This window comes from Hahella sp. NBU794 (assembly GCF_050749805.1).
In the GTDB taxonomy this organism is placed as follows: Bacteria; Pseudomonadota; Gammaproteobacteria; order Pseudomonadales; family Oleiphilaceae; genus Hahella.
The window spans coordinates 6,934,538-6,955,142 of record NZ_CP192738.1; the positions used below are offsets into that span (position 1 = coordinate 6,934,538).

21 protein-coding genes are annotated in these 20,605 nt (G+C 49.2%); all 21 read right to left on the minus strand.

Annotation, left to right across the window (positions count from 1 at the left end; all coding sequences use genetic code 11):
• Positions 1-88: 88 nt before the first annotated feature.
• The 21 genes from glmU to rpmH all read right to left on the minus strand — a co-directional run bounded on the left by glmU (position 89) and on the right by rpmH (position 19,726).
• On the minus strand, positions 89-1,462 hold the full coding sequence (glmU, locus tag ACQYWX_RS30560; protein ID WP_431687438.1) for a bifunctional UDP-N-acetylglucosamine diphosphorylase/glucosamine-1-phosphate N-acetyltransferase GlmU: 1,374 nt from the start codon (positions 1,460-1,462) through the stop codon (positions 89-91).
• A 225-nt stretch (positions 1,463-1,687) separates the two neighbouring features.
• Positions 1,688-2,113: a F0F1 ATP synthase subunit epsilon gene (locus tag ACQYWX_RS30565; RefSeq protein ID WP_011400732.1), complete on the minus strand. Its 426-nt coding sequence runs from the start codon at positions 2,111-2,113 to the stop codon at positions 1,688-1,690.
• 28 nt (positions 2,114-2,141) lie between these two features.
• Positions 2,142-3,521: a F0F1 ATP synthase subunit beta gene (gene atpD, locus ACQYWX_RS30570; protein WP_127974366.1), complete on the minus strand. Its 1,380-nt coding sequence runs from the start codon at positions 3,519-3,521 to the stop codon at positions 2,142-2,144.
• A gap of 80 nt (positions 3,522-3,601) precedes the next feature.
• Positions 3,602-4,465, minus strand: coding sequence for a F0F1 ATP synthase subunit gamma (atpG, locus tag ACQYWX_RS30575; protein ID WP_127974367.1), 864 nt, complete (start codon positions 4,463-4,465; stop codon positions 3,602-3,604).
• 75 nt (positions 4,466-4,540) lie between these two features.
• Positions 4,541-6,085, minus strand: a complete 1,545-nt coding sequence (gene atpA / locus ACQYWX_RS30580; protein ID WP_011400735.1) for a F0F1 ATP synthase subunit alpha — start codon at positions 6,083-6,085, stop codon at positions 4,541-4,543.
• 61 nt (positions 6,086-6,146) lie between these two features.
• The gene (locus ACQYWX_RS30585) at positions 6,147-6,683 is read right to left on the minus strand and encodes a F0F1 ATP synthase subunit delta (protein ID WP_216736709.1); all 537 of its coding nucleotides are present in this window, start codon (positions 6,681-6,683) and stop codon (positions 6,147-6,149) included.
• A 12-nt stretch (positions 6,684-6,695) separates the two neighbouring features.
• A complete protein-coding gene (locus ACQYWX_RS30590) occupies positions 6,696-7,166 on the minus strand; it encodes a F0F1 ATP synthase subunit B (protein WP_011400737.1) in 471 nt (156 codons plus the stop codon).
• A gap of 57 nt (positions 7,167-7,223) precedes the next feature.
• On the minus strand, positions 7,224-7,478 hold the full coding sequence (gene atpE, locus ACQYWX_RS30595; protein WP_011400738.1) for a F0F1 ATP synthase subunit C: 255 nt from the start codon (positions 7,476-7,478) through the stop codon (positions 7,224-7,226).
• A 69-nt stretch (positions 7,479-7,547) separates the two neighbouring features.
• Positions 7,548-8,378 carry a F0F1 ATP synthase subunit A gene (gene atpB / locus ACQYWX_RS30600; protein WP_127974369.1) on the minus strand — a complete coding sequence of 277 codons (831 nt, stop codon included), beginning with the start codon at positions 8,376-8,378 and terminating at the stop codon, positions 7,548-7,550.
• A 29-nt stretch (positions 8,379-8,407) separates the two neighbouring features.
• Positions 8,408-8,911: a F0F1 ATP synthase subunit I gene (locus ACQYWX_RS30605; RefSeq protein WP_279500690.1), complete on the minus strand. Its 504-nt coding sequence runs from the start codon at positions 8,909-8,911 to the stop codon at positions 8,408-8,410.
• A gap of 246 nt (positions 8,912-9,157) precedes the next feature.
• Positions 9,158-10,033, minus strand: a complete 876-nt coding sequence (locus ACQYWX_RS30610; protein ID WP_431687439.1) for a ParB/RepB/Spo0J family partition protein — start codon at positions 10,031-10,033, stop codon at positions 9,158-9,160.
• A 29-nt stretch (positions 10,034-10,062) separates the two neighbouring features.
• Positions 10,063-10,854: a ParA family protein gene (locus ACQYWX_RS30615; RefSeq protein ID WP_431687440.1), complete on the minus strand. Its 792-nt coding sequence runs from the start codon at positions 10,852-10,854 to the stop codon at positions 10,063-10,065.
• Complete coding sequence (gene rsmG, locus ACQYWX_RS30620) at positions 10,855-11,508, minus strand: 16S rRNA (guanine(527)-N(7))-methyltransferase RsmG (protein ID WP_431687441.1); 654 nt, start codon at positions 11,506-11,508, stop codon at positions 10,855-10,857.
• A 2-nt stretch (positions 11,509-11,510) separates the two neighbouring features.
• Entirely contained in the window at positions 11,511-13,400 is a 1,890-nt protein-coding gene (gene mnmG / locus ACQYWX_RS30625; protein WP_431687442.1) for a tRNA uridine-5-carboxymethylaminomethyl(34) synthesis enzyme MnmG, read from the minus strand.
• A gap of 524 nt (positions 13,401-13,924) precedes the next feature.
• Positions 13,925-14,701 carry a substrate-binding periplasmic protein gene (locus tag ACQYWX_RS30630; RefSeq protein ID WP_431687443.1) on the minus strand — a complete coding sequence of 259 codons (777 nt, stop codon included), beginning with the start codon at positions 14,699-14,701 and terminating at the stop codon, positions 13,925-13,927.
• Between the two features lie 114 nt (positions 14,702-14,815).
• Entirely contained in the window at positions 14,816-15,160 is a 345-nt protein-coding gene (locus ACQYWX_RS30635) for a DMT family transporter (RefSeq protein ID WP_431687444.1), read from the minus strand.
• Positions 15,161-15,738: 578 nt separating this feature from the next.
• Complete coding sequence (gene mnmE, locus ACQYWX_RS30640) at positions 15,739-17,103, minus strand: tRNA uridine-5-carboxymethylaminomethyl(34) synthesis GTPase MnmE (protein WP_431687445.1); 1,365 nt, start codon at positions 17,101-17,103, stop codon at positions 15,739-15,741.
• 98 nt (positions 17,104-17,201) lie between these two features.
• Positions 17,202-18,905 carry a membrane protein insertase YidC gene (gene yidC, locus ACQYWX_RS30645; RefSeq protein ID WP_431687446.1) on the minus strand — a complete coding sequence of 568 codons (1,704 nt, stop codon included), beginning with the start codon at positions 18,903-18,905 and terminating at the stop codon, positions 17,202-17,204.
• Between the two features lie 15 nt (positions 18,906-18,920).
• Complete coding sequence (gene yidD, locus ACQYWX_RS30650) at positions 18,921-19,211, minus strand: membrane protein insertion efficiency factor YidD (protein ID WP_206617985.1); 291 nt, start codon at positions 19,209-19,211, stop codon at positions 18,921-18,923.
• Positions 19,168-19,560, minus strand: coding sequence for a ribonuclease P protein component (gene rnpA / locus ACQYWX_RS30655; protein ID WP_431687447.1), 393 nt, complete (start codon positions 19,558-19,560; stop codon positions 19,168-19,170). Before rnpA ends, yidD begins: the two co-directional genes overlap by 44 nt.
• 31 nt (positions 19,561-19,591) lie before the next feature.
• Positions 19,592-19,726, minus strand: coding sequence for a 50S ribosomal protein L34 (gene rpmH, locus ACQYWX_RS30660; RefSeq protein ID WP_083769858.1), 135 nt, complete (start codon positions 19,724-19,726; stop codon positions 19,592-19,594).
• Positions 19,727-20,605: the final 879 nt, after the last annotated feature.

Below are 20,605 nucleotides of genomic sequence, written 5' to 3' on the forward strand. Positions count from 1 at the left end.
CTTGTTTCGGATTGGATTAACTCAATAAACGAATCTTAGTACGTTTTATGCTTTTTTAGAAAACGAGGCGACAAAGCCTCGCTTAACGTTATTTGTGCTCGGGCGACTTCTTCACCGGCCGCGTCCAGCCATCTATGTTGCGCTGCTGCGCGCGCGCAACGGCAAGCTGCTTGTCGGATACGTCCTTGGTCACGGTAGAACCAGCTCCAATCGTCGCCCCTTTACCCAAAGTCACTGGAGCCACCAGAGCCGTATTGGAGCCAACGAAAACATCGTCCTCTATAAGCGTCTTAAACTTATTGGCACCGTCATAGTTACAGGTGATGGTCCCTGCGCCAATATTGACGTTAGAGCCTACCGTGGCGTCACCGACATAGCTGAGGTGATTCACCTTGCTGCCAGGACCGATATCGGCTTTCTTGATCTCTACAAAGTTTCCGACTTTGGCTTTCTCAAACAAATGAGCGCCTGGACGCAGCCGCGCAAACGGCCCCACTGTGGCGAAAGCGTCAACACGAGCGTCTTCTATGATACTGCTGGCTTCGATCGTTACGTCATTAGCGATGACCGCATTTCGTATCACGCAGTTCGGTCCGATTTTAACTCTGTCTCCCAGGGTGACATCGCCTTCGAAGACGGCATTCACGTCAATTTCCACGTCACGGCCGACATTGAGCACGCCGCGCACATCAACACGGGCGGGATCGCGCAGGGTCGCGCCGGCCAGCATCAACTCTTCGGCAACCTGTTGTTGGTATACTCGCTCCAGTGCGGCCAACTGAATCCTGTTATTAACGCCTTCTACTTCATGGAGAAAGCTTGGCTGCGCAGTGACAATGTCTACACCACTTTCAACCGCAAGGGCGACGATGTCCGTCAGATAATATTCACCTTGAGCGTTACTATTGGAAAGCTTGGGTAACCACTCTTTCAATCGACTAGCCGGCACAGCCATGATGCCAGTGTTAATTTCATTGATGGCTTTCTGTTCTTCCGTCGCGTCTTTCTGCTCAACAATGGCGACCACCGACCCGGCGTCATTGCGGACGATACGGCCATAACCAGCGGGGTTGTCCAGTGTTACAGTCAAAACGCCCAATTTACCGTGGCTGACGGCGAGAAAATTCTTCAGTGTAGCGGCGGAAGTGAGCGGCACATCGCCATATAAAATCAATGCCTGGCCATCATCAGATAAATTCTGCAGCCCTTGAGATACCGCATGTCCCGTGCCTAGCTGTTCCGCCTGATGCGCCCACAACAGGCCAGGGCCAGTTACCCCTGCCTGAACTACATCGCCTTTGTGGCCATATACGACAGTAATGTTTTCCGGCTCCAAACGACGCGCAGTGTCGATGACGTGCTGAACCAGGGGTTTGCCGGCGACGCAATGCATCACTTTCGGCAACTCGGATTTCATTCGCGTACCTTGGCCGGCTGCGAGAATGATGATGTGCAGACTCATATCGGTCTCCGAAGAATGGATAAAGTAGTTAAACCGGTAACAGCTTGGCTGTTAATTGAAGTTGTATTAATCGACACTTTAAGGGATTAGGAAAAAAATTTCCTGCCGTCCAGATAGACTAGTAAAGTCGCGCGCGGGCGCCAAGTTTTGGCCCTTACTTGGGCATTCAAATACAAAAAAGGGGAAGACTGTGCTTCCCCTTGTTCGATCTTGCAATCTTTGCTGTTAGCGCTTCAACTTATTACGCATTTGCTGAATGGTGCGGAGCCTTGCAGCGGCTTCGGCCAACTGCGATGCAGCTCTGGAGTACTCGAAGTCTCCGCCGCGATTGGCCAGGGCCTTCTCGGCTTCTTTCTTCGCTTCCAGAGCAGCGGCTTCGTCCATATCGCCCGCACGTTGCGCGCTATCCGATAGGATGGTCACCATGTTCGGCTGTACTTCGAGGAATCCGCCAGTAACGAAAAATACTTCCTCTTCACCGCCTTGCTTGATGATCCTAACCGGACCGGGGTTTAGCGCAGTTAGCAGGGGGGTGTGACCCGGCGTGATGCCCAGGTCGCCTTCGCTGCCGGCGGCGATAACCATCTCCACCAGGCCAGAAAAGATCTCCTGTTCCGCACTAACGATATCGCAATGCACACTTATACCCATTTGGTTAGGCCTCTATCCTATTCGGATATTATTTAGTCTTCTTGGCTTTCTCAACCGCCTCTTCGATACCGCCTACCATGTAGAACGCTTGTTCTGGAAGGTGGTCGAATTCGCCATCAAGAATACCTTTAAAGCCGCGGATAGTGTCTTTCAGAGACACGTATTTGCCTGGAGAACCGGTAAATACTTCCGCAACGTGGAAAGGCTGGGACAAGAAACGCTCAATTTTACGCGCACGGGATACGATCTGCTTATCTTCTTCAGACAGCTCGTCCATACCCAGAATCGCAATAATGTCTTTCAGCTCTTTGTAACGCTGCAGTACGGTCTGTACGCCGCGCGCCACGTCGTAATGCTCTTGACCGATAACCAGCGGGTCCAGCTGACGGCTGGTGGAGTCCAGCGGGTCGATCGCAGGGTAGATACCTTTTGCGGCGATATCCCGGCTCAATACAACAGTCGCATCCAAGTGGGAGAACGTGGTTGCTGGAGAGGGGTCAGTCAAGTCATCCGCAGGTACGTATACGGCCTGAACGGAAGTGATGGAGCCAACTTTAGTGGAAGTGATACGCTCCTGCAGAACGCCCATTTCCTCAGCCAGAGTCGGCTGATAACCTACCGCGGAAGGCATACGACCCAGCAGAGCCGATACTTCTGTTCCCGCCAGGGTGTAACGATAGATGTTGTCAACGAACAACAGAACGTCACGGCCTTCGTCACGGAACTTTTCCGCCATGGTCAGACCAGTCAAAGCAACACGCAGACGGTTTCCTGGGGGCTCATTCATCTGCCCGTAAACCATCGCTACTTTGTCCAGTACGTTGGACTCTTCCATCTCGTAGTAGAAGTCGTTACCTTCACGAGTCCGCTCACCAACACCCGCGAATACAGAAAGACCAGAGTGCTCTTTCGCGATGTTGTTGATCAGCTCCATCATGTTTACAGTCTTACCTACGCCCGCGCCGCCGAACAGGCCGACTTTACCGCCCTTAGCGAAAGGACATACCAAGTCGATAACCTTGATGCCGGTTTCCAGCAGGTCGCGAGAAGAAGACTGATCTGCGTAACCAGGAGCGTTACGGTGAATAGGCATACGCTCTTCTTCGCCGATAGGACCTTTTTCGTCGATCGGGTTACCCAGTACGTCCATAATACGGCCCAGAGTCTGGGTCCCGACTGGTACTGAGATAGGAGCGTTGGTGTTTTCCACTTGAAGACCGCGGCGTAGACCTTCGGTGCTTCCCATGGCGATTGTGCGCACGATACCGTCGCCCAGCTGCTGCTGAACTTCCAGTGTTGTGGCTCCGCCTTCAACTTTTAAAGCATCATAGACTTTGGGCACTGTATCGCGCGGAAATTCGACGTCGATAACCGCCCCGATAATCTGCACTATTTGTCCGCTACTCATTGTCAGTTCCTCACTGAATCTTAAATCTGTTCTGCCTGACTCCGCCGCCTTTCAGGCGGCGCGTCCAAATACCAAGAAACCTATACCGCCGCTGCGCCACTCACGATCTCAGAGATCTCTTGAGTGATCGCCGCCTGACGAGCTTTGTTGTAAGCCAACTCCAGCTCGTTGATGATTCCGCCGGCGTTGTCGGTCGCGCTCTTCATAGCGATCATCCGCGCGGCCTGCTCACAGGCGTTATTTTCCACGACAGCTTGATATACCTGGGACTCAATAAAGCGGGTCAGTAACCCATCCAACAAGCCTTTAGCGTCAGGCTCGTAAATGTAGTCCCAATGGCGACGTATCATTTCATCATCTTCCGCAGGGGGAAGAGGCAACAGCTGCGCCACGGTAGGCTTCTGCGTCATGGTGTTTACGAAGCGGTTATGGACCAGATACAAACGGTCGATCTTGCCTTCCGCATAAGCGTCCAGCATGACCTTTACGGAGCCCACGATCTTGGTAAGGGATGGTTCATCCCCCAAGTGGCTCAATGCAGCGACGACGTTACCGCCATAGTTACGGAAAAAGCTGATCGCTTTTTGCCCTACAGCGCACAAATCGACTTCCGCGCCTTTATCGCGCCATTCTTTCATGGAGCGCATCATTTCGCGGAAAGCGTTAACGTTCAAACCGCCACAGAGTCCGCGGTCAGTAGAGACCACGATATAGCCAACTCTTTTAGCTTCGCGTTCTTGCAGATACAGATGTCGATATTCTGGATTCGCAGTAGCGATATGGCTTATGACGCTGCGTATGCGATCAGCATAAGGCCGACCCGCCGCCATTCGCTGTTGAGCTTTACGCATTTTACTGGCGGCGACGAGCTGCATCGCGCTAGTAATTTTCTGCGTGCTCTTAATACTTGCGATTTGGGTTTTAATCTCTTTTCCGACGGCCATATTTACCTGCCTTTCGTTAATCCTGAACCTGTTGAACAACCAGTCGCCGCAGAAGCGGCGACGGTTAGGAGTTCATTACCAGGTTTGAGTGGATTTGAACTTCTCGATACAAGATTTCAGGCCGGCGGCGATTTCGTCGTTGTAATCGCCTGCTTCGTTGATCTTCGCCAGAAGATCGCCGAATTCGCTCTTGGCGTAAGAAAGCAGAGCCGCTTCGAAGGGAACTACTTTCTTGGCGTCGACATCGTCCAGGAAACCTTCGTTTGCAGCGAACAGAACCAAGCCCATTTCAGCAACGGTCATCGGCGCGAACTGCTTTTGCTTCATCAGTTCGGTAACACGCTGACCGTGCTCCAGCTGCTTACGAGTCGCTTCGTCAAGGTCGGAAGCGAACTGTGCGAACGCAGCCAGTTCACGATACTGAGCCAGGGCCAGACGGATACCGCCACCCAGCTTTTTCATGATCTTGGTCTGTGCGGCGCCACCTACCCGGGATACAGAGATACCGGCGTTCATCGCAGGACGGATACCCGCGTTGAACAGGCTTGTCTCAAGGAAGATCTGGCCGTCAGTAATAGAAATTACGTTAGTAGGAACGAACGCAGATACGTCACCGGCTTGAGTTTCGATGATCGGCAGAGCGGTCAAAGAACCGGTTTTGCCTTTCACTTCGCCGTTGGTGTACTTCTCAACGTATTCCTCGTTAACACGGGACGCACGCTCCAACAAACGGGAGTGCAGGTAGAATACGTCACCGGGGTAAGCTTCACGTCCGGGCGGACGACGCAGCAACAGGGAGATCTGACGATACGCCCAAGCTTGCTTGGTCAAGTCGTCATAAATGATCAGTGCGTCTTCGCCGCGATCGCGGAAGTATTCGCCCATGGTACAACCGGAGTATGGAGCCAGGAACTGCATGGAAGCAGGATCCGCAGCGCCGGCGGCTACAACGATGGTGTGATCCATCGCGCCGTGCTCTTCCAGCTTGCGCACTACGTTAGCGATAGAAGATTGCTTCTGACCAATCGCTACATAGATACACTTAATGCCAGTGCCTTTCTGGTTAATGATCGCATCGATCGCCAGAGCAGTCTTACCAGTCTGACGGTCGCCGATAACCAACTCACGCTGACCGCGACCGATAGGCACCATGGTGTCTACGGACTTATAACCAGTCTGCATCGGCTGACCAACGGATTTACGGGCGATAACGCCCGGCGCCACTTTTTCAACAGGCTCAGTCAGAGTCGTTTCCAGAGCGCCTTTACCGTCAATCGGATTACCCAGTCCGTCAACGACGCGACCAAGCAGTTGCTCGCCTACGGGTACTTCCAAGATACGGCCGGTTACTCTTACCTTTTGACCTTCCGCTAAATCTTTGTAGTCGCCCAGTACAACGGCGCCGACGGAATCACGCTCTAAGTTAAGAGCCAGACCGTATACGCCGCCTTCAAATTCAATCATCTCACCGTACATTACGTCGGCAAGACCATGGATCAGTACGATACCATCAGAAACGCTTACGATAGTGCCTTCTGTTTTTGCTTCAGAAGAAATATCCAGCTTCTCAATGCGCTTCTTGATGATTTCACTGATCTCAGATGGATTCAGTTGCTGCATGCCTTTATCCTCAAAAACCCTTCAGTTACCTTTCTGCGGAAATTCAGCCGCAGGCGCCAGTTCAGGAATTCACTGCCTCAGCCAGCTTAGCCAAGCGACCGCGTACGGACGCGTCAATCACCAAGTCACCTGCACGCACGACAATGCCCCCGATCAGCTCTTTATTAAGCTGGGAGCGCAAATTGACGTTGCGAGATAGTTTCTTTTGCAGAGCTTGAGCAAGCTTGTTTTCCTGCTCGCCATTCATTTCGAATGCGCTCTCAATAGTGACTTCGATTGTGGCTTCTTGCTGCGCCTTTAACTGCTCGAACAGTGCCGCGATTTCCGGCAGCAGGACCAGACGATTGTTTTCAGCGAGAACTCTAACAAAGTTAGCTCCCGCTTCATTGAGTTTGCCTTCGCAAACGTCAAGGAACGTCTGGCCTTTCTGAGCGCTGGTCAATGCAGGGTGATTTAACACCTTGTGCATATTGCTGTCTTCAGCAACAGCGGCGGTCAGCGCTAGTAACGCTGACCATTCCGACAATTGACCCGCGTCCCGAGCTAATTCAAAGGCCGCTTTAGCATATGGCCGGGCGAGTGTAGTGCTTTCCGCCATAATGCAAACCTCTTATAGTTCCGCAGCTAGTTTATCTAGCATGTTGCTGTGCGCACCTGCGTCCACAGAGGTTTCCAGGATCTTCTCAGCACCCGCCAACGCCAGCGCAGCGACTTCAGCACGCAGCGATTCCTTAGCACGGTTCTTTTCCTGGTCGATTTCAGCTTTGGCTGCAGTGATCAAACGTTCGCCTTCAGTACGCGCCTGGTCTTTTGCTTCTTCCAGCATCTGATTGGCGCGCTTGTTGGCCTGTTCGATAATTTCAGCCGCTTGCTGTTTGGCTTCACGCAACTGCTTGGCAACTTTTTCTTGGGCTAGCTCAAGATCCTTTTGCGCGTGCTCAGCAGCCTGCAAACCATCGGCAATCTTTTTCTCGCGTTCCCGCAGAGCCTGTATGACCGGCGGCCATACATACTTCATGCAGAATACGACAAAGATAAAGAAAGCAATCGCTTGCCCTATCATTGTCAGGTTGATGTTCACGTTGACACCCCTCGCTTATCAGTCGAATAAAATGACTCGTTTGCCTAAAAGGTGTAATTACTGAACCAAAGCAATGAACGGGTTAGCGAAAGTGAAGAACAGAGCGATACCAACGCCGATCATGGTTACGGCGTCAAGCAGACCGGCCACGATGAACATTTTAACCTGCAGCATGGGCACCATTTCAGGTTGACGCGCAGCGCCTTCCAGGAATTTACCGCCCAGCAAGCCGAAACCAATTGCAGTACCTAACGCGCCCATGCCGATCAAAAGAGCTACAGCAATCGCGGTCATACCAACTACAGTTTCCATTGTCTCTCCTAAATTTATCAGTTAGTTAGTGGATAGAAAGTTTTTAGTTTTGATGGAAATTTCTACTTCTTAATGATCTTCATGCGCCATGCTCAGATACACGATGGTCAGCATCATGAATATGAACGCCTGCAGCACAATAACCAAAATGTGGAAAATCGCCCAAGGCACTGATAGCACCCATTGCACCCACAACGGCATCAACGCTATCAGGATGAAGAGCAGCTCGCCTGCGTACAGGTTACCGAACAGACGCAAAGCAAGAGAAATAGGTTTGGCGATCAAGCCCACGCCTTCCAGGAGCAGGTTGAATGGCAGCATCCACTTACCGAATGGCTGCAGGGTCAGTTCGCCGAGGAAACCGCCCACGCCTTTGACTTTAATACTGTAATAAATGATCAGGAAGAAAACGGACAACGACATTCCCAGAGTCACATTGACGTCAGTGGTGGGAACGACTTTAAAGTAAGCATGTTCATTGCCGGTTACAACTTGGAACAGTCTTGGCAGGAAGTCCACAGGGACCAAGTCCATCAGGTTCATCAGGAAAATCCAGCAGAAAATAGTCAACGCCAAGGGAGCGATGACCGCGTTTTTGCCGTGGAAAGTTTCCTTTACGCTCTTGTCGACGAAGTCGACCATAATTTCAACAAAGTTCTGCAGTCCACTTGGTACGCCACTGGTCGCTTTCACCGCTGCTTTGCGGAACAACCAGACAAACAAAGCGCCCAAGGCGATTGACCAACCCAGACTGTCAACATGGACGGCCCAGAACCCCATTTCTTTGGCTTCCTGCGCAGTGTGCGCAAAACTCCAGCCATGCTCTGGGTGGTTACCAAAGGTCAGGTTTTGAAGATGGTGCTGAATGTACTCCGACGCTGTAGGATTTTCGCCTGCCATGTTTCACTCTTAATCGATTGTTGCAATTGTTATTTACGCTGCCGCCTTCCGACAATCAGCGGCGCGAACCAATGCACTGACTGCACACCTAGAAAAGCCAGAAATAAACTTGCCGGCTCCAAAGGCTGGATAAACTTAAAAGCCAGGCCAAAAAAAATGGCCGTTAATCCTAGCTTAACCGCCTCTGCTTTATAAATAGATTGTACGATTTGCCTGGCTGCTTGAGCCCCTTGATAGAGAAAGGCGCGGTGGGCGAAATACATGTTTGGAACAGCGCAAATCAGTCCCCCGACCAAAGCCGAGTACGCATGCACGCTGCTCCATCTCCACGCGATTAAAGATATGAGGACCGTGGCTATTAATTGTAATCCCACAATCCTAAAGACTGGCGGCCGCTTAATAAGCGAGCGAGCTGCACTATTCAAATCACGTTTCTGCCTAGTTCTTGTTACCCCCCGCCCTCGCACTACAGAGACCCGTAGCTTTAGGCGCAGGTGATTATATTGTGTCGATGTAACGCATTCAACCGCCATGAAAACAAAACTGTATAATTTCCATACACATGGGTGCGTTAACAAATTTTAAGCAAATCAACATTTGGTACTAAATATGCTGTATTGAAAATCCAGACACCAAATGTTGTGTTTTAGCTAATTTTATACGCAGCATGGATGGCATGCAGTTTTAGTGATCCAAGCCTAAAAAAGAAACAAAACCGCGAGGAAGAACGCCAACCTGTTCTTCATGCGGACGGATTGGCGAAAAGACAGAAAGAGGCCTTATTTAATATGAGCGAGAATACCGTCCAACTCGTCCAGAGAGTTGTATTTGATGACAAGCTTGCCTTTGCCTTTGCTGTTGTAATCGATAGTGACTGGCGAACCCAGCCTTTCCCCCAGACTTTCCTGCAATTTGCGGACATCCGCATCCAGGGCTTTCTTGATTTTTTCCTTCGGATTTTCCTTTTCCTGCAACAGCTTTCTCACCAGAGCTTCAGTTTGTCTAACCGACAAACCTTTCTCGACGATGGCGTTCGCCGCAGCCAATTGCGTTGGCTCATCCAAAGGCAGCAAAGCTCTGGCATGTCCCATTTCCATATCGCCGCGCTCCAACATAGTTTTCACGTCAGCATGAAGGGCAAGGAGGCGTAGTAAATTAGCTATAGACGGGCGGGATTTTCCAACCGCTTCCGCCACCTGGGACTGGTTCAAACCAAATTCGTCCTGCAGGCGCTGTAGCGCCATGGCCTCTTCTATAGGGTTAAGGTTTTCCCTTTGAATATTCTCAATCAACGCCATTGCGATGGCGGCTTCATCGGGAACATCGCGAATGATAACGGGAATTTTGTCTTTGCCAGCGATCTGAGTCGCGCGCCAACGACGCTCGCCCGCGATAATTTCATAGCGGTTCGGGGCAATCTCCCGCACCACGATAGGCTGCATGACGCCCTGTTGACGAATAGATTGCGCCAGCTCCTCCAGCGACTCGGGGTCCATGTCCCGACGAGGTTGATATTGCCCACGCTGGATCAGTTCGACTGGAAGCTCTTTTAAAACGCCATCCTGTTTGACGTTTTCTTCTTCCTCATTGGTGCGTGTGCGCGACCCGGCCAACAGTGCGTTCAGTCCGCGATCGCCTAGACCTCGTTTTTTCATTATTCAGGTAGTTCCCCAAAATCGCCCATTCAGGCTGGGACGGCTTCTTTCGCCGCCTTCCTGTCTTTGCGAATAATTTCTCCCGCCAATGCCAGGTAAGCAATGGCGCCTCTTGAGCTTTTATCGTATTTCAGCGCTGGCACGCCATAGGAAGGCGCTTCCGCCAGCCTTACGTTACGCGGAATAATTGAGCGATACACTTTATCGCCAAAGTAATCCGTAATTTGCCGCGATACATCTAATGTCAGGCTGTTGCGGGGATCGTACATGGTGCGCAACAGACCTTCTATTTCCAGACTAGGATTAACCGTCTCGCGAATTTGTTCGATGGTGTTCATCAACGCCGCCAATCCCTCAAGCGCGTAATACTCACACTGCATGGGAATCAAGACGCCATTGGCCGCCACCAATGCATTCACTGTCAATAAGTTCAACGCGGGAGGGCAGTCAAGCAGCACATAGTCATAGTTCGCAGCCACTTCCCTAATAGCGTTGCGCAAACGGTACTCCCGACCGATCTCGTTCATCAGCTCGACTTCCGCCGCCGTAACATCGCCATTGGCGGGCATTACATCGTAACCTGCCGCTTCAGACGTCTTTACTACCTGGGCGGCGTCCGCCTTTTTAGTGAGTACATCGTATACGGTGTGTTCAATCGTGTTTTTATCGATACCGCTTCCCATAGTCGCGTTGCCCTGTGGATCAATATCCACCAGCAACACTTTGCGCCGGGTAGCGGCTAGAGAGGCTGCCAGATTGACGCAGGTCGTGGTTTTGCCGACACCGCCTTTTTGGTTGGTTACAGCCAATATTCGCGCCATTTATGAGCCTCCGGTATTTCCACTACGCGCAATAATAAGCAAATGACGTTCCCCATCACAACCGGGAACCTCCAGCTTATGCCATTCCACAACGTCAAAGTCCGCCGGCATGGCTTCAATCTCGTCATGGGGATAAAGGCCTTTCAACGCATAAATGCGCGTTTCGGGAAGAATTAGATCACGGCATCCGGCAATCATATCGCCAATCGTCGCGAAAGCTCTGGATATTATTCCGTCAAATCTGGCTTCGGGCGTGAACGCTTCGATCCGGGTATGTTCGACCTGAAGATTCGTCAGCCCCATATCCATCCGGCACTGATCCATGAACCGGGTTTTTTTGCCGTTGCTATCCAACAATGTCCAGTGGGAATCCGGCTGCGCAATGGAAAGCGGAATACCCGGTAATCCTGCGCCAGCGCCCACATCCAGAAACTGGACGCCTTTTAAATAAGGAAGCGCGGCCAGAGAATCAAGTATATGACGGCTCACGTGTAATGCGGGATCGCGCACAGCAGTGAGGTTGTACGCCTTGTTCCATTTGTGCAGCAGTTCCAGATAACGCAGAATTTTAGTTCGCTGCGCCTCCGTCAGACTCACTCCCATCGCCTTTAAGCCAGACGCCAGCTGCTCCGTTTGATTCAAAATCAACGCCATACTCAAGCGCTCTTCCGCTGAATGGAGCCACGCTTCTTCAAATGAACCAACAACAGAGAAACCGCCGCCGGAGTGACGCCAGGAATCCGGGAGGCCTGAGCCAGGGTTTCCGGTCTAACTTCAGTCAGCTTTTGCTTGATCTCATTGGACAAACCCTGAATTCCGCTATAGTCGAGATCTGCAGGCAAAGCCATATTTTCATTGCGCCGCAAGCGCTCAATTTCTTCCTGCTGACGGTCAATATATCCAGCGTATTTAACTTGAATCTCTAACTGCTCAGCCACTTCAAACGGCGTCGTCGCCACTTCCGCATCCAGCAAAGACAGCTTTTCCCAAGTCATTTCCGGACGCTTCAGCAGATCATGCAATGAGTACTCTCGCGTCAGTTCCGTCTCTAACAGCTCCGCCGCTTTCAGAGCTTTATCCGTCGCAGGCTGAATCCAGATAGACTTTAAACGTTGCTGCTCGCGAGCGATAGCCTCCCGTTTCTCACAGAAAACACGCCAGCGTTCATCGTCAATCATGCCAAGCTCGCGGCCCTTTTCGGTCAACCGCAAATCCGCATTGTCTTCTCGCAGAAGCAACCTGTACTCAGCACGACTGGTGAACATACGGTATGGCTCTCGCGTGCCCATCGTGATCAGGTCGTCCACTAAAACGCCGATATAAGCTTCATCACGGCGCGGACTCCATGCTTCTTTATCCTGCGCGCGCAGAGCTGCGTTCATACCCGCCAGAAGGCCTTGCGCCGCCGCTTCTTCATAGCCTGTTGTGCCGTTAATCTGGCCAGCGAAAAACAGGTTATCGACAAACTTGGTTTCCAGAGAGTGCTTCAAGTCCTGGGGATTAAAGAAATCATACTCAATGGCGTAGCCGGGTCTGGTGATATGCGCGTTTTCCATGCCCTGGATGGAATGCACCAGTTCCAGCTGCACATCAAAAGGCAGACTGGTGGAAATGCCATTGGGGTACAGCTCGTGAGTACTCAGTCCCTCAGGTTCAATAAATATCTGATGTGAATCCTTGTCAGAAAAGCGATTCACCTTGTCTTCAATAGAAGGACAATAACGAGGTCCAACCCCCTCAATCACTCCCGTATACATAGGGGAGCGATCCATCCCTCCACGAATAATCTCGTGAGTACGCTCATTGGTGCGAGTGATAAAGCAGTTCACCTGACGTGGATGCAGGTCCGCCGAGCCCATGAATGACATGACTGGAATTGGCGTATCACCAGGCTGCGCCTCCATCACAGAAAAATCCACAGAACGCGCATCAATTCGCGGCGGCGTTCCCGTTTTCAAACGTCCAACACGGAAGGGCATTTCCCGCAGCCGTTTCGCCAAAGCGATGGAAGGAGGATCTCCCGCACGACCACCGGAATGGTTTTCCAATCCAATATGGATAACGCCGCCAAGGAATGTACCGGTCGTCAGTACGACCGTCTTACCATGAAAACGCAGACCCATTTGGGTCACGACGCCAGCGACGCGGTCGCCCTGCATGATCAGATCGTCGGCAGCCTGCTGAAAAATGGTGAGGTTAGGCTGATTTTCCAAAATCTCACGGATCGCCGCTTTATACAGCGCTCTATCCGCCTGAGCGCGAGTTGCGCGCACCGCCGGGCCTTTTCTGGAGTTAAGCACCCGAAATTGAATCCCCGCCTGATCCGTCGCTAACGCCATGGCGCCGCCAAGCGCATCCACTTCTTTCACCAAATGGCTTTTACCGATGCCTCCAATCGCGGGGTTACAGGACATCTGTCCAAGGGTTTCAATGTTATGAGTCAACAGCAGAGTCTGGCGCCCCATGCGCGCCGCCGCTAATGCAGCCTCGGTTCCGGCATGCCCACCGCCTATCACTATGACGTCAAAACTTTTTGGAAAGTCCATAGACTTTTACACCCTCATCGGTAACGGACCTGAAACGAACCGCGTATTTTACTATGTGGACAGGGCAAAAATAAGAGCGCCATATAAAAAATGTTTAAAAAACGCTCAAAACATCTTGTCTCGGGAGCTTTATGACTTGGCTTTGTCACACAGATTAAAAAATAGCCTAGCCTTTTCAGAGAGTTAGCAAAAATATTTTAGACAAGTTATTAATAAAGTTATCCACAAGCAAAACCATTGCCCGACTAGAATTATCAACTAACAAGCTATTGTTTTATAAAGATAAAAAAAATGCTCTTCGAATGGGTTGACATATGACCCATAAAGTTATCCACAGTGCGTCGAAGTTATTGACAGTGGATAACTCTGCTCAAATTAAGGGAAAAAAGAGCACTCCGGGAGCCTTCCTGAGAGTGAAATATTAATGCAACTTTCTGTGGTTTTATGAAGAGTGTATGTCTGATCGCAACATGATTTGCACAGCCTAAAAACTCTTTTCCACTATAAAGCCACGGCATGTTGATTTAGGGAGCAGTAAATTCTCCGCGATAAAAGGCTTCCCATATTTCATCAAGTCGCCCGCTTTGCTTCAGCTCACTCAATCCAGCATTGAATATTTCCATAAAACGAGGACTGGCGTTGGATTTACGGGAGAAAATCATATAGTACGGCCAGCTTTCCACGGGGTCTGTATAACCTATTTTTTCTCTTTCTTGAGCAGTGAATTGTGACTGCAGATTGAACAACCCCACAGCTTTATTTTCATCTAAGGCGTCAAAACGCCCTGCGAGCAGTTTTCTGAATACGAGGATATGATCAACTCCCACATCGTAACTGACCACGCCTTCCTTTTCCGCTTCCTCCAGTGGTTTGGCCTTGGCGCTGCCGAGAGGGAGGCCAATAGTGAGACCTTGAATGTCCTCTTTTGCTCCAGTCCAAACAACGGGTCTACTTTTGAGATAAAAGAGAACAATTTCCCCCGTATAGACCGCATTGGAAAAATAACAGTCCGCCTCTCTTTCCGGCGTCTTTCCCCAGATTGCCGAGGCGTGCCATTCCCCTCTTTGCACCAACGAATAGGAACGCTTCCAAGGGAAAAAGCCATAAACCACTTTCACTCCCGCTTTTTGATAGATCTCCGAAATAATATGAGGAACCACCCCGTAGTCAGGATAAGACTCGCTCATGAAAGGGGCCCACTCGCCGATAGCGACCGTTATTTCTTCCTGCGCAACAGCGTCAACTGCCCGGCAGAGAAAAAAAACAACAATAACCCAACGTATCAGCCCATCTTTAAGCACTCAGACACCTTCCTATCTGCTTTAACTCACTCGCTTCGTTCAGTGAAAAGGAAAAGAAACGTGTGAACCTGAATAGTCAGTTTAGTAGATAGGGGCGTAGAGCGTTGCAGCAGGTCAGTGGTTAATGGAGTTAGAAAATACGTTGACGATAATGACTCCAGTGATGATAAAGCCTAAGCCGATCATCGCTGGAAGATCCAACGTCTGTCGAAACAGGAAATAGCCAATGGCCGAAATCAGTACAATGCCAAGACCGCTCCAGATAGCATACGCCAAGCCGACAGGAATTGTTTTGAGGCTATAAGACAGAAAGTAAAAGGCGCCCAAATAGCACAACGCCATGAGTATCGTTGGCGTCAATTTACTGAACTGTTCTGACTTTTGCAGAAAAGTGGTGCCAATCACCTCCAACAAAATAGCGGCGGCCAAGGCTGCATAGGTCAACCAAATTGGCTTCATAGAATCTACTTCCCGTAACAAAGAGCCAAGCACATAGTATTTAAAATATTAGCGAGCATAGGGAAATCTATTTTGCGCTATCAACATCTGTCTACCATAGCCCTCCTTCCGAAGTAATCCAGGCGGCTAATTGGATATCTTCTTGCGCGCTAAACTTTGTTGATACTTTCCCCATTCTCGCCGTCACATTATCGTCTTTAACCAAGTCGCCCGGTCTGTATAGGTATATTGCGATAGTCTCTGTATTTCCCAGCAGCAATTCCTCTGAAACCTGCGAAGCCAATTGCCGTGCTCTATCTTCCGAGGATGAACAAACTATCCAGTAAGCAATGTAGATGTCAGATCCATCTACCCTTACGTAAAAATCGTTAGGGCTAGTGTGCGTCGACTCAACCACCCACAGACTAAATTCATTCATTTTTCTGTCGCCAGAAGAGTTAAGTTATTTGACTGACCAGCTATTACACTGCTTATGAAAAGAAATGAAATAATTGAGCGAACTAATAGGCATAGCCCAGCTAAGCGCTTCACATAAAGTAACGGAAGAAGATGACTGAGTCTTTTTTAGAATAGGCTTACTACTTGCCGATACAAAACGACGAGAAGATACGCCCCAGTAAATCATCGGAAGTAAAGGCTCCGGTAATTTCCGATAAGGCATTCTGCGCAACCCTCAGATCCTCCGCCACTAATTCCCCGGCGTTCGCACTCAGCAGCTGGCTCTTGGCGAGCTGAATGTGTTTTTCTGCATGGGTAAGGGCTTCCAAATGACGACGTCTCGCCATAAATCCCCCTTCCGCATGACTTTCAAAACCTACGCAGGCTTTTAAATGTTCGCGTAGCTGGTCAATACCAAGCCCGGCTTTGGCCGACAGGCGGATGACAGGGTGGGACAGCGACAGGTCAATGCCTTGTTGCTCTTCGCTCAAATCGATTTTATTGCGAACTACTGTGATATGGTCGTGGTGTTTTATACGTGCATAGAATTCTGGCCAAATCCGCTCGGGAGACATTTCTTTGGTCTGCGTTGCATCCACCAAAAACAGAATACGATCAGCCTGATCAATTTCTTTCCAGGCGCGTTCGATGCCGATTTTTTCTACGACGTCATCGCTATCCCGCAATCCTGCCGTATCTACAATATGCAGAGGCATGCCATCGATATGGATGTGCTCTCTAAGTACGTCCCGAGTAGTGCCCTCAATTTCTGTCACAATGGCGCTTTCTCTTCCCGCCAGCGCATTCAGCAAACTGGACTTACCGGCATTGGGTCGACCAGCAATCACGACTGTCATCCCTTCACGCATCAAAGCGCCTTGCTTGGCGTTGGCGAAGACAGATTGCGTCTGACTGAGGAGTATATCCAGGTCATTTAATACTTTGCCATCAGAGAGAAAGTCTATTTCTTCCTCAGGAAAATCAATCGCCGCTTCAACATAGATACGTAGTTGAATAAGACTCTCAATCAGCTTTTCAATTTCTTTGGAAAACTGGCCTTGCAGAGATCTCATTGCACTATGAGCGGCTTGTTCTGATGTTGCCTCGATCAAATCTGCAATAGCTTCCGCCTGCACCAGATCAAGCTTATCGTTCATGAATGCTCTTTCAGAGAACTCACCAGGACGCGCCAGCCTGGCTCCAGCTGCAACCAAACGCTTCACCAACAAATCAAGAACAACTGGGCCGCCGTGGCCTTGGAATTCAATGACATCTTCACCAGTAAAGCTATTGGGGGCTGTAAAAAGTAGAGCAATACCGCTATCGAGAATTTCCCCTTCTTCAGTAAAAAAAGGACTGTAATGCGCGTGTCTGGGCTTAGGGTCATAACCAAGGACCAGACTCGCCAGCGCTTTTGCTTTAGGGCCAGAAACTCTGACAACGCCAACGCCGCCTTTCCCTGGGGGGGTTGCGATTGCGACTATCGTGTCATTCTCAGCGTACATGAAAATTCTCGCTTCACCATAAAAAAGCCCGTTGTTAAAACGGGCTTTTGTTTAAAAGTAGCTCAGGCTACCACTGACTGACAAACCTATCCAGAAGGCTATTTTTTCGCAGCCAGCGCCTCGTTTTCGATCTTCTTGGTGATGTACCACTGCTGAGCGATAGAAAGAATATTGTTGACCAACCAGTACAGTACTAGACCTGCGGGGAACCAGAGAAAAAAGACCGTAAAGATAATCGGCATCATCTTCATCACACGCGCTTGAATAGGATCTGGAGGCGTTGGGTTCAAAGATGTCTGCAGGAACATCGCAGCGCCCATCAACAGAGGCAATACGAAATAAGGGTCTTTAATGGACAAATCCTGAATCCAGAAGAAGAACGGCGCCTGACGTAACTGAACGCTTTCCAACAATACCCAATACAGAGATATAAACACGGGCATCTGTACAATCATGGGTAAGCATCCGCCCAAAGGATTTATTTTTTCCTTCTTGTACAGTTCCATCATCGCCTGAGACATACGCTGACGATCATCGCCATGCTGTTCCCGAATTCTCTGCATTTCGGGGGTCACTCTGCGCATGTTCGCCATGGAACGATAACTGGTGGCGGACAAATGGAAGAACAAAGCTTTAATCAGTACAGTCAACAGGATAATGGAAATACCCCAGTTACCGACAAAATCGTGGATAAACTCCAACACCAGATACAGAGGTTTGGCGATCAGCCACAACCAGCCGAAATCGACAGTCAAATCCAGATTTGGAGCCACTTCTTTGAGTGTTTCCATGATCTTGGGTCCAGCATACAGCTTGGCGGCGACGGTGTGTGTTTGACCGGGTTCGACAGTAAATGCAGGATCAACGAACCCCATCAGGTATAAGCCGTTATTCACTCGAGTCTGATAGGTGTGGGTATCGCTAGTTAGAGGCACCCATGCGCTAACAAAATAATGCTGGATAAACGCAATCCATCCATTGGGAGAGTCTACTTTAGCGCCTTCGGCGCCGCTCTCGTCCATATCCTTGAAGTTAACCTTTTCATACGGCTTTTCTGGCGTTGAGACAACAGCTCCTAGATATGAAGAAGCTCCGAATCCGCCAGAAGAGGAAGGATCTGCAGACTTATCACGGCGTAATTTGGCTGAAAAGTTGGCCTTCCAAGGCGCATCAGACTGGTTATTGATCTGAAAAGCGACGTTAATGGAATAACTGGACTTTTCAAACTCATAGTGTTTGATCACAGTAACGCCATTACGTTCTGTTTTTAGATCTATACCTAACTTGTTTTGTCCGTCTTGCAGGAAATAAGCGTCTTTGTCCGTAGTATAAACTGGGCTAGCGCCATTTTTTGATGCATCAAATCCATTGGAACCAATTAGACCGCTTTCTGCAACGTAGTAGACTCCGTTGTTTTTCTGCATTAGATCTAAAGGGGTCGGATTCTTTAATGAAATGGGATACTCAAGTAGTGACACTTCAACAATATTTCCACCGCTCAAGTCAATTCTGACACGAAGAACGTCAGTGGTGACGGTGATGATCTTACCTATTGAGGAAGCTGAAACTGATCCAGTGTCGTCGGTAGTCGCAACAGGCGTTGAAGAGGACTCTGGCGTATCCAGTTCACCGGAGCTAGTGTTGCTTGCAACGCTCGAATCTGAATTGCTGCTGTCTATTGAAACAGAAGCGGTTTGTGAGACAGGTTGCTGCTGGGGGATCATCTCCTCATTCCATTCCAATACCAACAGGTAGGAAACAACCAATAAACCGACTATGAGAGAGGTTCTTAAAAAGTCCATAAACTATTCAAACTTTTATTCGGATGATGAATGAGGGCAGCGTTTGTGAGACAGGCTTTCTGGCACTGGATCAATACCCCCTGTTGACCAAGGGTGGCATCTTAGCAGACGACGGACGGTAAGATAACTCCCTCGCAGGAATCCATACTTGGAAATTGCTTCATATCCATAACTTGAGCAACTTGGATAAAAACGGCAGTGCTGTCCTAACATTGGACTGATCGCGTATTTGTACGCCTTTATCAAACCTAAAAGTAAGTATTTAGGTAGCTGAGGAAGAGTCTGCTTTAGCGAGGGCATTGGCATGTTGCTGACCAATTCGTGAGTACAATTTGGTTAGACATTGAAAAATTTCTTCATTATTCATGTCTGCAACAGCTTTGCGGGCCAGAACGACAATATCGACGTTTGGAATATTTGCTTGCTGAAGACGAAAGGCTTCCCGGATAAGCCTTCTAACTCTGTTTCTTCCCGTCGCCAACTTGATATTTTTTTTGGCGATGACAAGCCCTACTCGAGGATGAGGTAGTTGGTTAGGGATAGCAAGGAGCAGCAAACCAGGATGGCCTGCTTTAAAGCGAGCATCATTAAATACGTTACGGAAATCCCCCGGCTTCAAAAGTCGAAGTGATCGGGGGAATTCGTAACCAGCCATCTATAGGTTGCTTTTAAACAACAGACGACAATTAAGCTGAAATACGCTTACGACCTTTAGCGCGACGGCTGGCCAGAACTTTACGGCCGTTTGCGGTAGCCATGCGGGCACGGAAACCGTGAGTGCGTTTACGCTTAAGGACGCTAGGTTGGAATGTGCGTTTCATATCCGACTCTTTAGCAAATAACTGGTTGAAATTCGTTCTAGAAAACAGGGAGCGGAATTGTAGGGAATTTAGAGGCAAATAGCAAATGGGAGTTGCGGAAATTTTCAACACGGTCTTTTTAGCAAGAGTTGAAACAAAGTCTGTGGATCAGTGTGAGTAACTTTTTACTTGGAGTTGGACCTGTTAATTCATGTGGAAAAGCTTTAGATCAAAATTCAAACAGCGTGAATGGATTTTTGAAATCAAAAGAGCGCTCACTCACCTCTTATTAAATCTTAGGTTTTTAAGAAAGGATGGTTATGAAGACTTATGATTAGTCAGCCATTTTTCTGTGGATAAGTGTGGAAAAGTTTTATGTATCATCTGTTTATAGAATGTAAAAGAGCTTGGCAAGCTAGGGATTAACCTTTGAAAAACTGATGAGAACTTGGGGAGGAAACGAAGAGTTTTCCACAGGCTAAAGTTGTCTCCAGGTCCACAACAAGTTATCCACAGGGAATCACAAGGGTTTGGGATATGAGCAAAGGTTCTAAAAATTTTTTTACAGCTAAAAATGTTAACAAGCTTGTTAGTAACTCAGTAACTATATGAAATTAAAAATAAAAATAATCCACAGGGGTTCTAATAAGATTTATTTTCGAGGTGGTAAAGGAAAGTCATTCCAGCTAGAATTTTCCCCTACCTGTTTAGGTTCAGTCTGATTTCGTTGCTTATTGTGGGGAGTGACGAAGAAAAAGCGTCTTTATTAGCCGCCTGATGTGGGTTTTGGCCACAGGGTTTTGTTTTCTCTGAAAAACATCAAAATTCGGTTTTCCATATAGAAAGCCGCCGTCTTTAATTTGCGCAAAAAAAGAGCAAGCATGTACAAATTCTGGAGGT

Bases quoted from the DNA above. Each gene is read 5' to 3' on its own strand.
- glmU (WP_431687438.1), bottom strand. From the start codon at position 1,462: ATGAGTCTGCACATCATCATTCTCGCAGCCGGCCAAGGTACGCGAATG.
- ACQYWX_RS30565 (WP_011400732.1), bottom strand. From the start codon at position 2,113: ATGGGTATAAGTGTGCATTGCGATATCGTTAGTGCGGAACAGGAGATC.
- atpD (WP_127974366.1), bottom strand. From the start codon at position 3,521: ATGAGTAGCGGACAAATAGTGCAGATTATCGGGGCGGTTATCGACGTC.
- atpG (WP_127974367.1), bottom strand. From the start codon at position 4,465: ATGGCCGTCGGAAAAGAGATTAAAACCCAAATCGCAAGTATTAAGAGC.
- atpA (WP_011400735.1), bottom strand. From the start codon at position 6,085: ATGCAGCAACTGAATCCATCTGAGATCAGTGAAATCATCAAGAAGCGC.
- ACQYWX_RS30585 (WP_216736709.1), bottom strand. From the start codon at position 6,683: ATGGCGGAAAGCACTACACTCGCCCGGCCATATGCTAAAGCGGCCTTT.
- atpE (WP_011400738.1), bottom strand. From the start codon at position 7,478: ATGGAAACTGTAGTTGGTATGACCGCGATTGCTGTAGCTCTTTTGATC.
- atpB (WP_127974369.1), bottom strand. From the start codon at position 8,378: ATGGCAGGCGAAAATCCTACAGCGTCGGAGTACATTCAGCACCATCTT.
- ACQYWX_RS30605 (WP_279500690.1), bottom strand. From the start codon at position 8,911: ATGGCGGTTGAATGCGTTACATCGACACAATATAATCACCTGCGCCTA.
- ACQYWX_RS30610 (WP_431687439.1), bottom strand. From the start codon at position 10,033: ATGAAAAAACGAGGTCTAGGCGATCGCGGACTGAACGCACTGTTGGCC.
- ACQYWX_RS30615 (WP_431687440.1), bottom strand. From the start codon at position 10,854: ATGGCGCGAATATTGGCTGTAACCAACCAAAAAGGCGGTGTCGGCAAA.
- rsmG (WP_431687441.1), bottom strand. From the start codon at position 11,508: ATGGCGTTGATTTTGAATCAAACGGAGCAGCTGGCGTCTGGCTTAAAG.
- mnmG (WP_431687442.1), bottom strand. From the start codon at position 13,400: ATGGACTTTCCAAAAAGTTTTGACGTCATAGTGATAGGCGGTGGGCAT.
- ACQYWX_RS30635 (WP_431687444.1), bottom strand. From the start codon at position 15,160: ATGAAGCCAATTTGGTTGACCTATGCAGCCTTGGCCGCCGCTATTTTG.
- mnmE (WP_431687445.1), bottom strand. From the start codon at position 17,103: ATGTACGCTGAGAATGACACGATAGTCGCAATCGCAACCCCCCCAGGG.
- yidC (WP_431687446.1), bottom strand. From the start codon at position 18,905: ATGGACTTTTTAAGAACCTCTCTCATAGTCGGTTTATTGGTTGTTTCC.
- yidD (WP_206617985.1), bottom strand. From the start codon at position 19,211: ATGCCAATGCCCTCGCTAAAGCAGACTCTTCCTCAGCTACCTAAATAC.
- rnpA (WP_431687447.1), bottom strand. From the start codon at position 19,560: ATGGCTGGTTACGAATTCCCCCGATCACTTCGACTTTTGAAGCCGGGG.
- rpmH (WP_083769858.1), bottom strand. From the start codon at position 19,726: ATGAAACGCACATTCCAACCTAGCGTCCTTAAGCGTAAACGCACTCAC.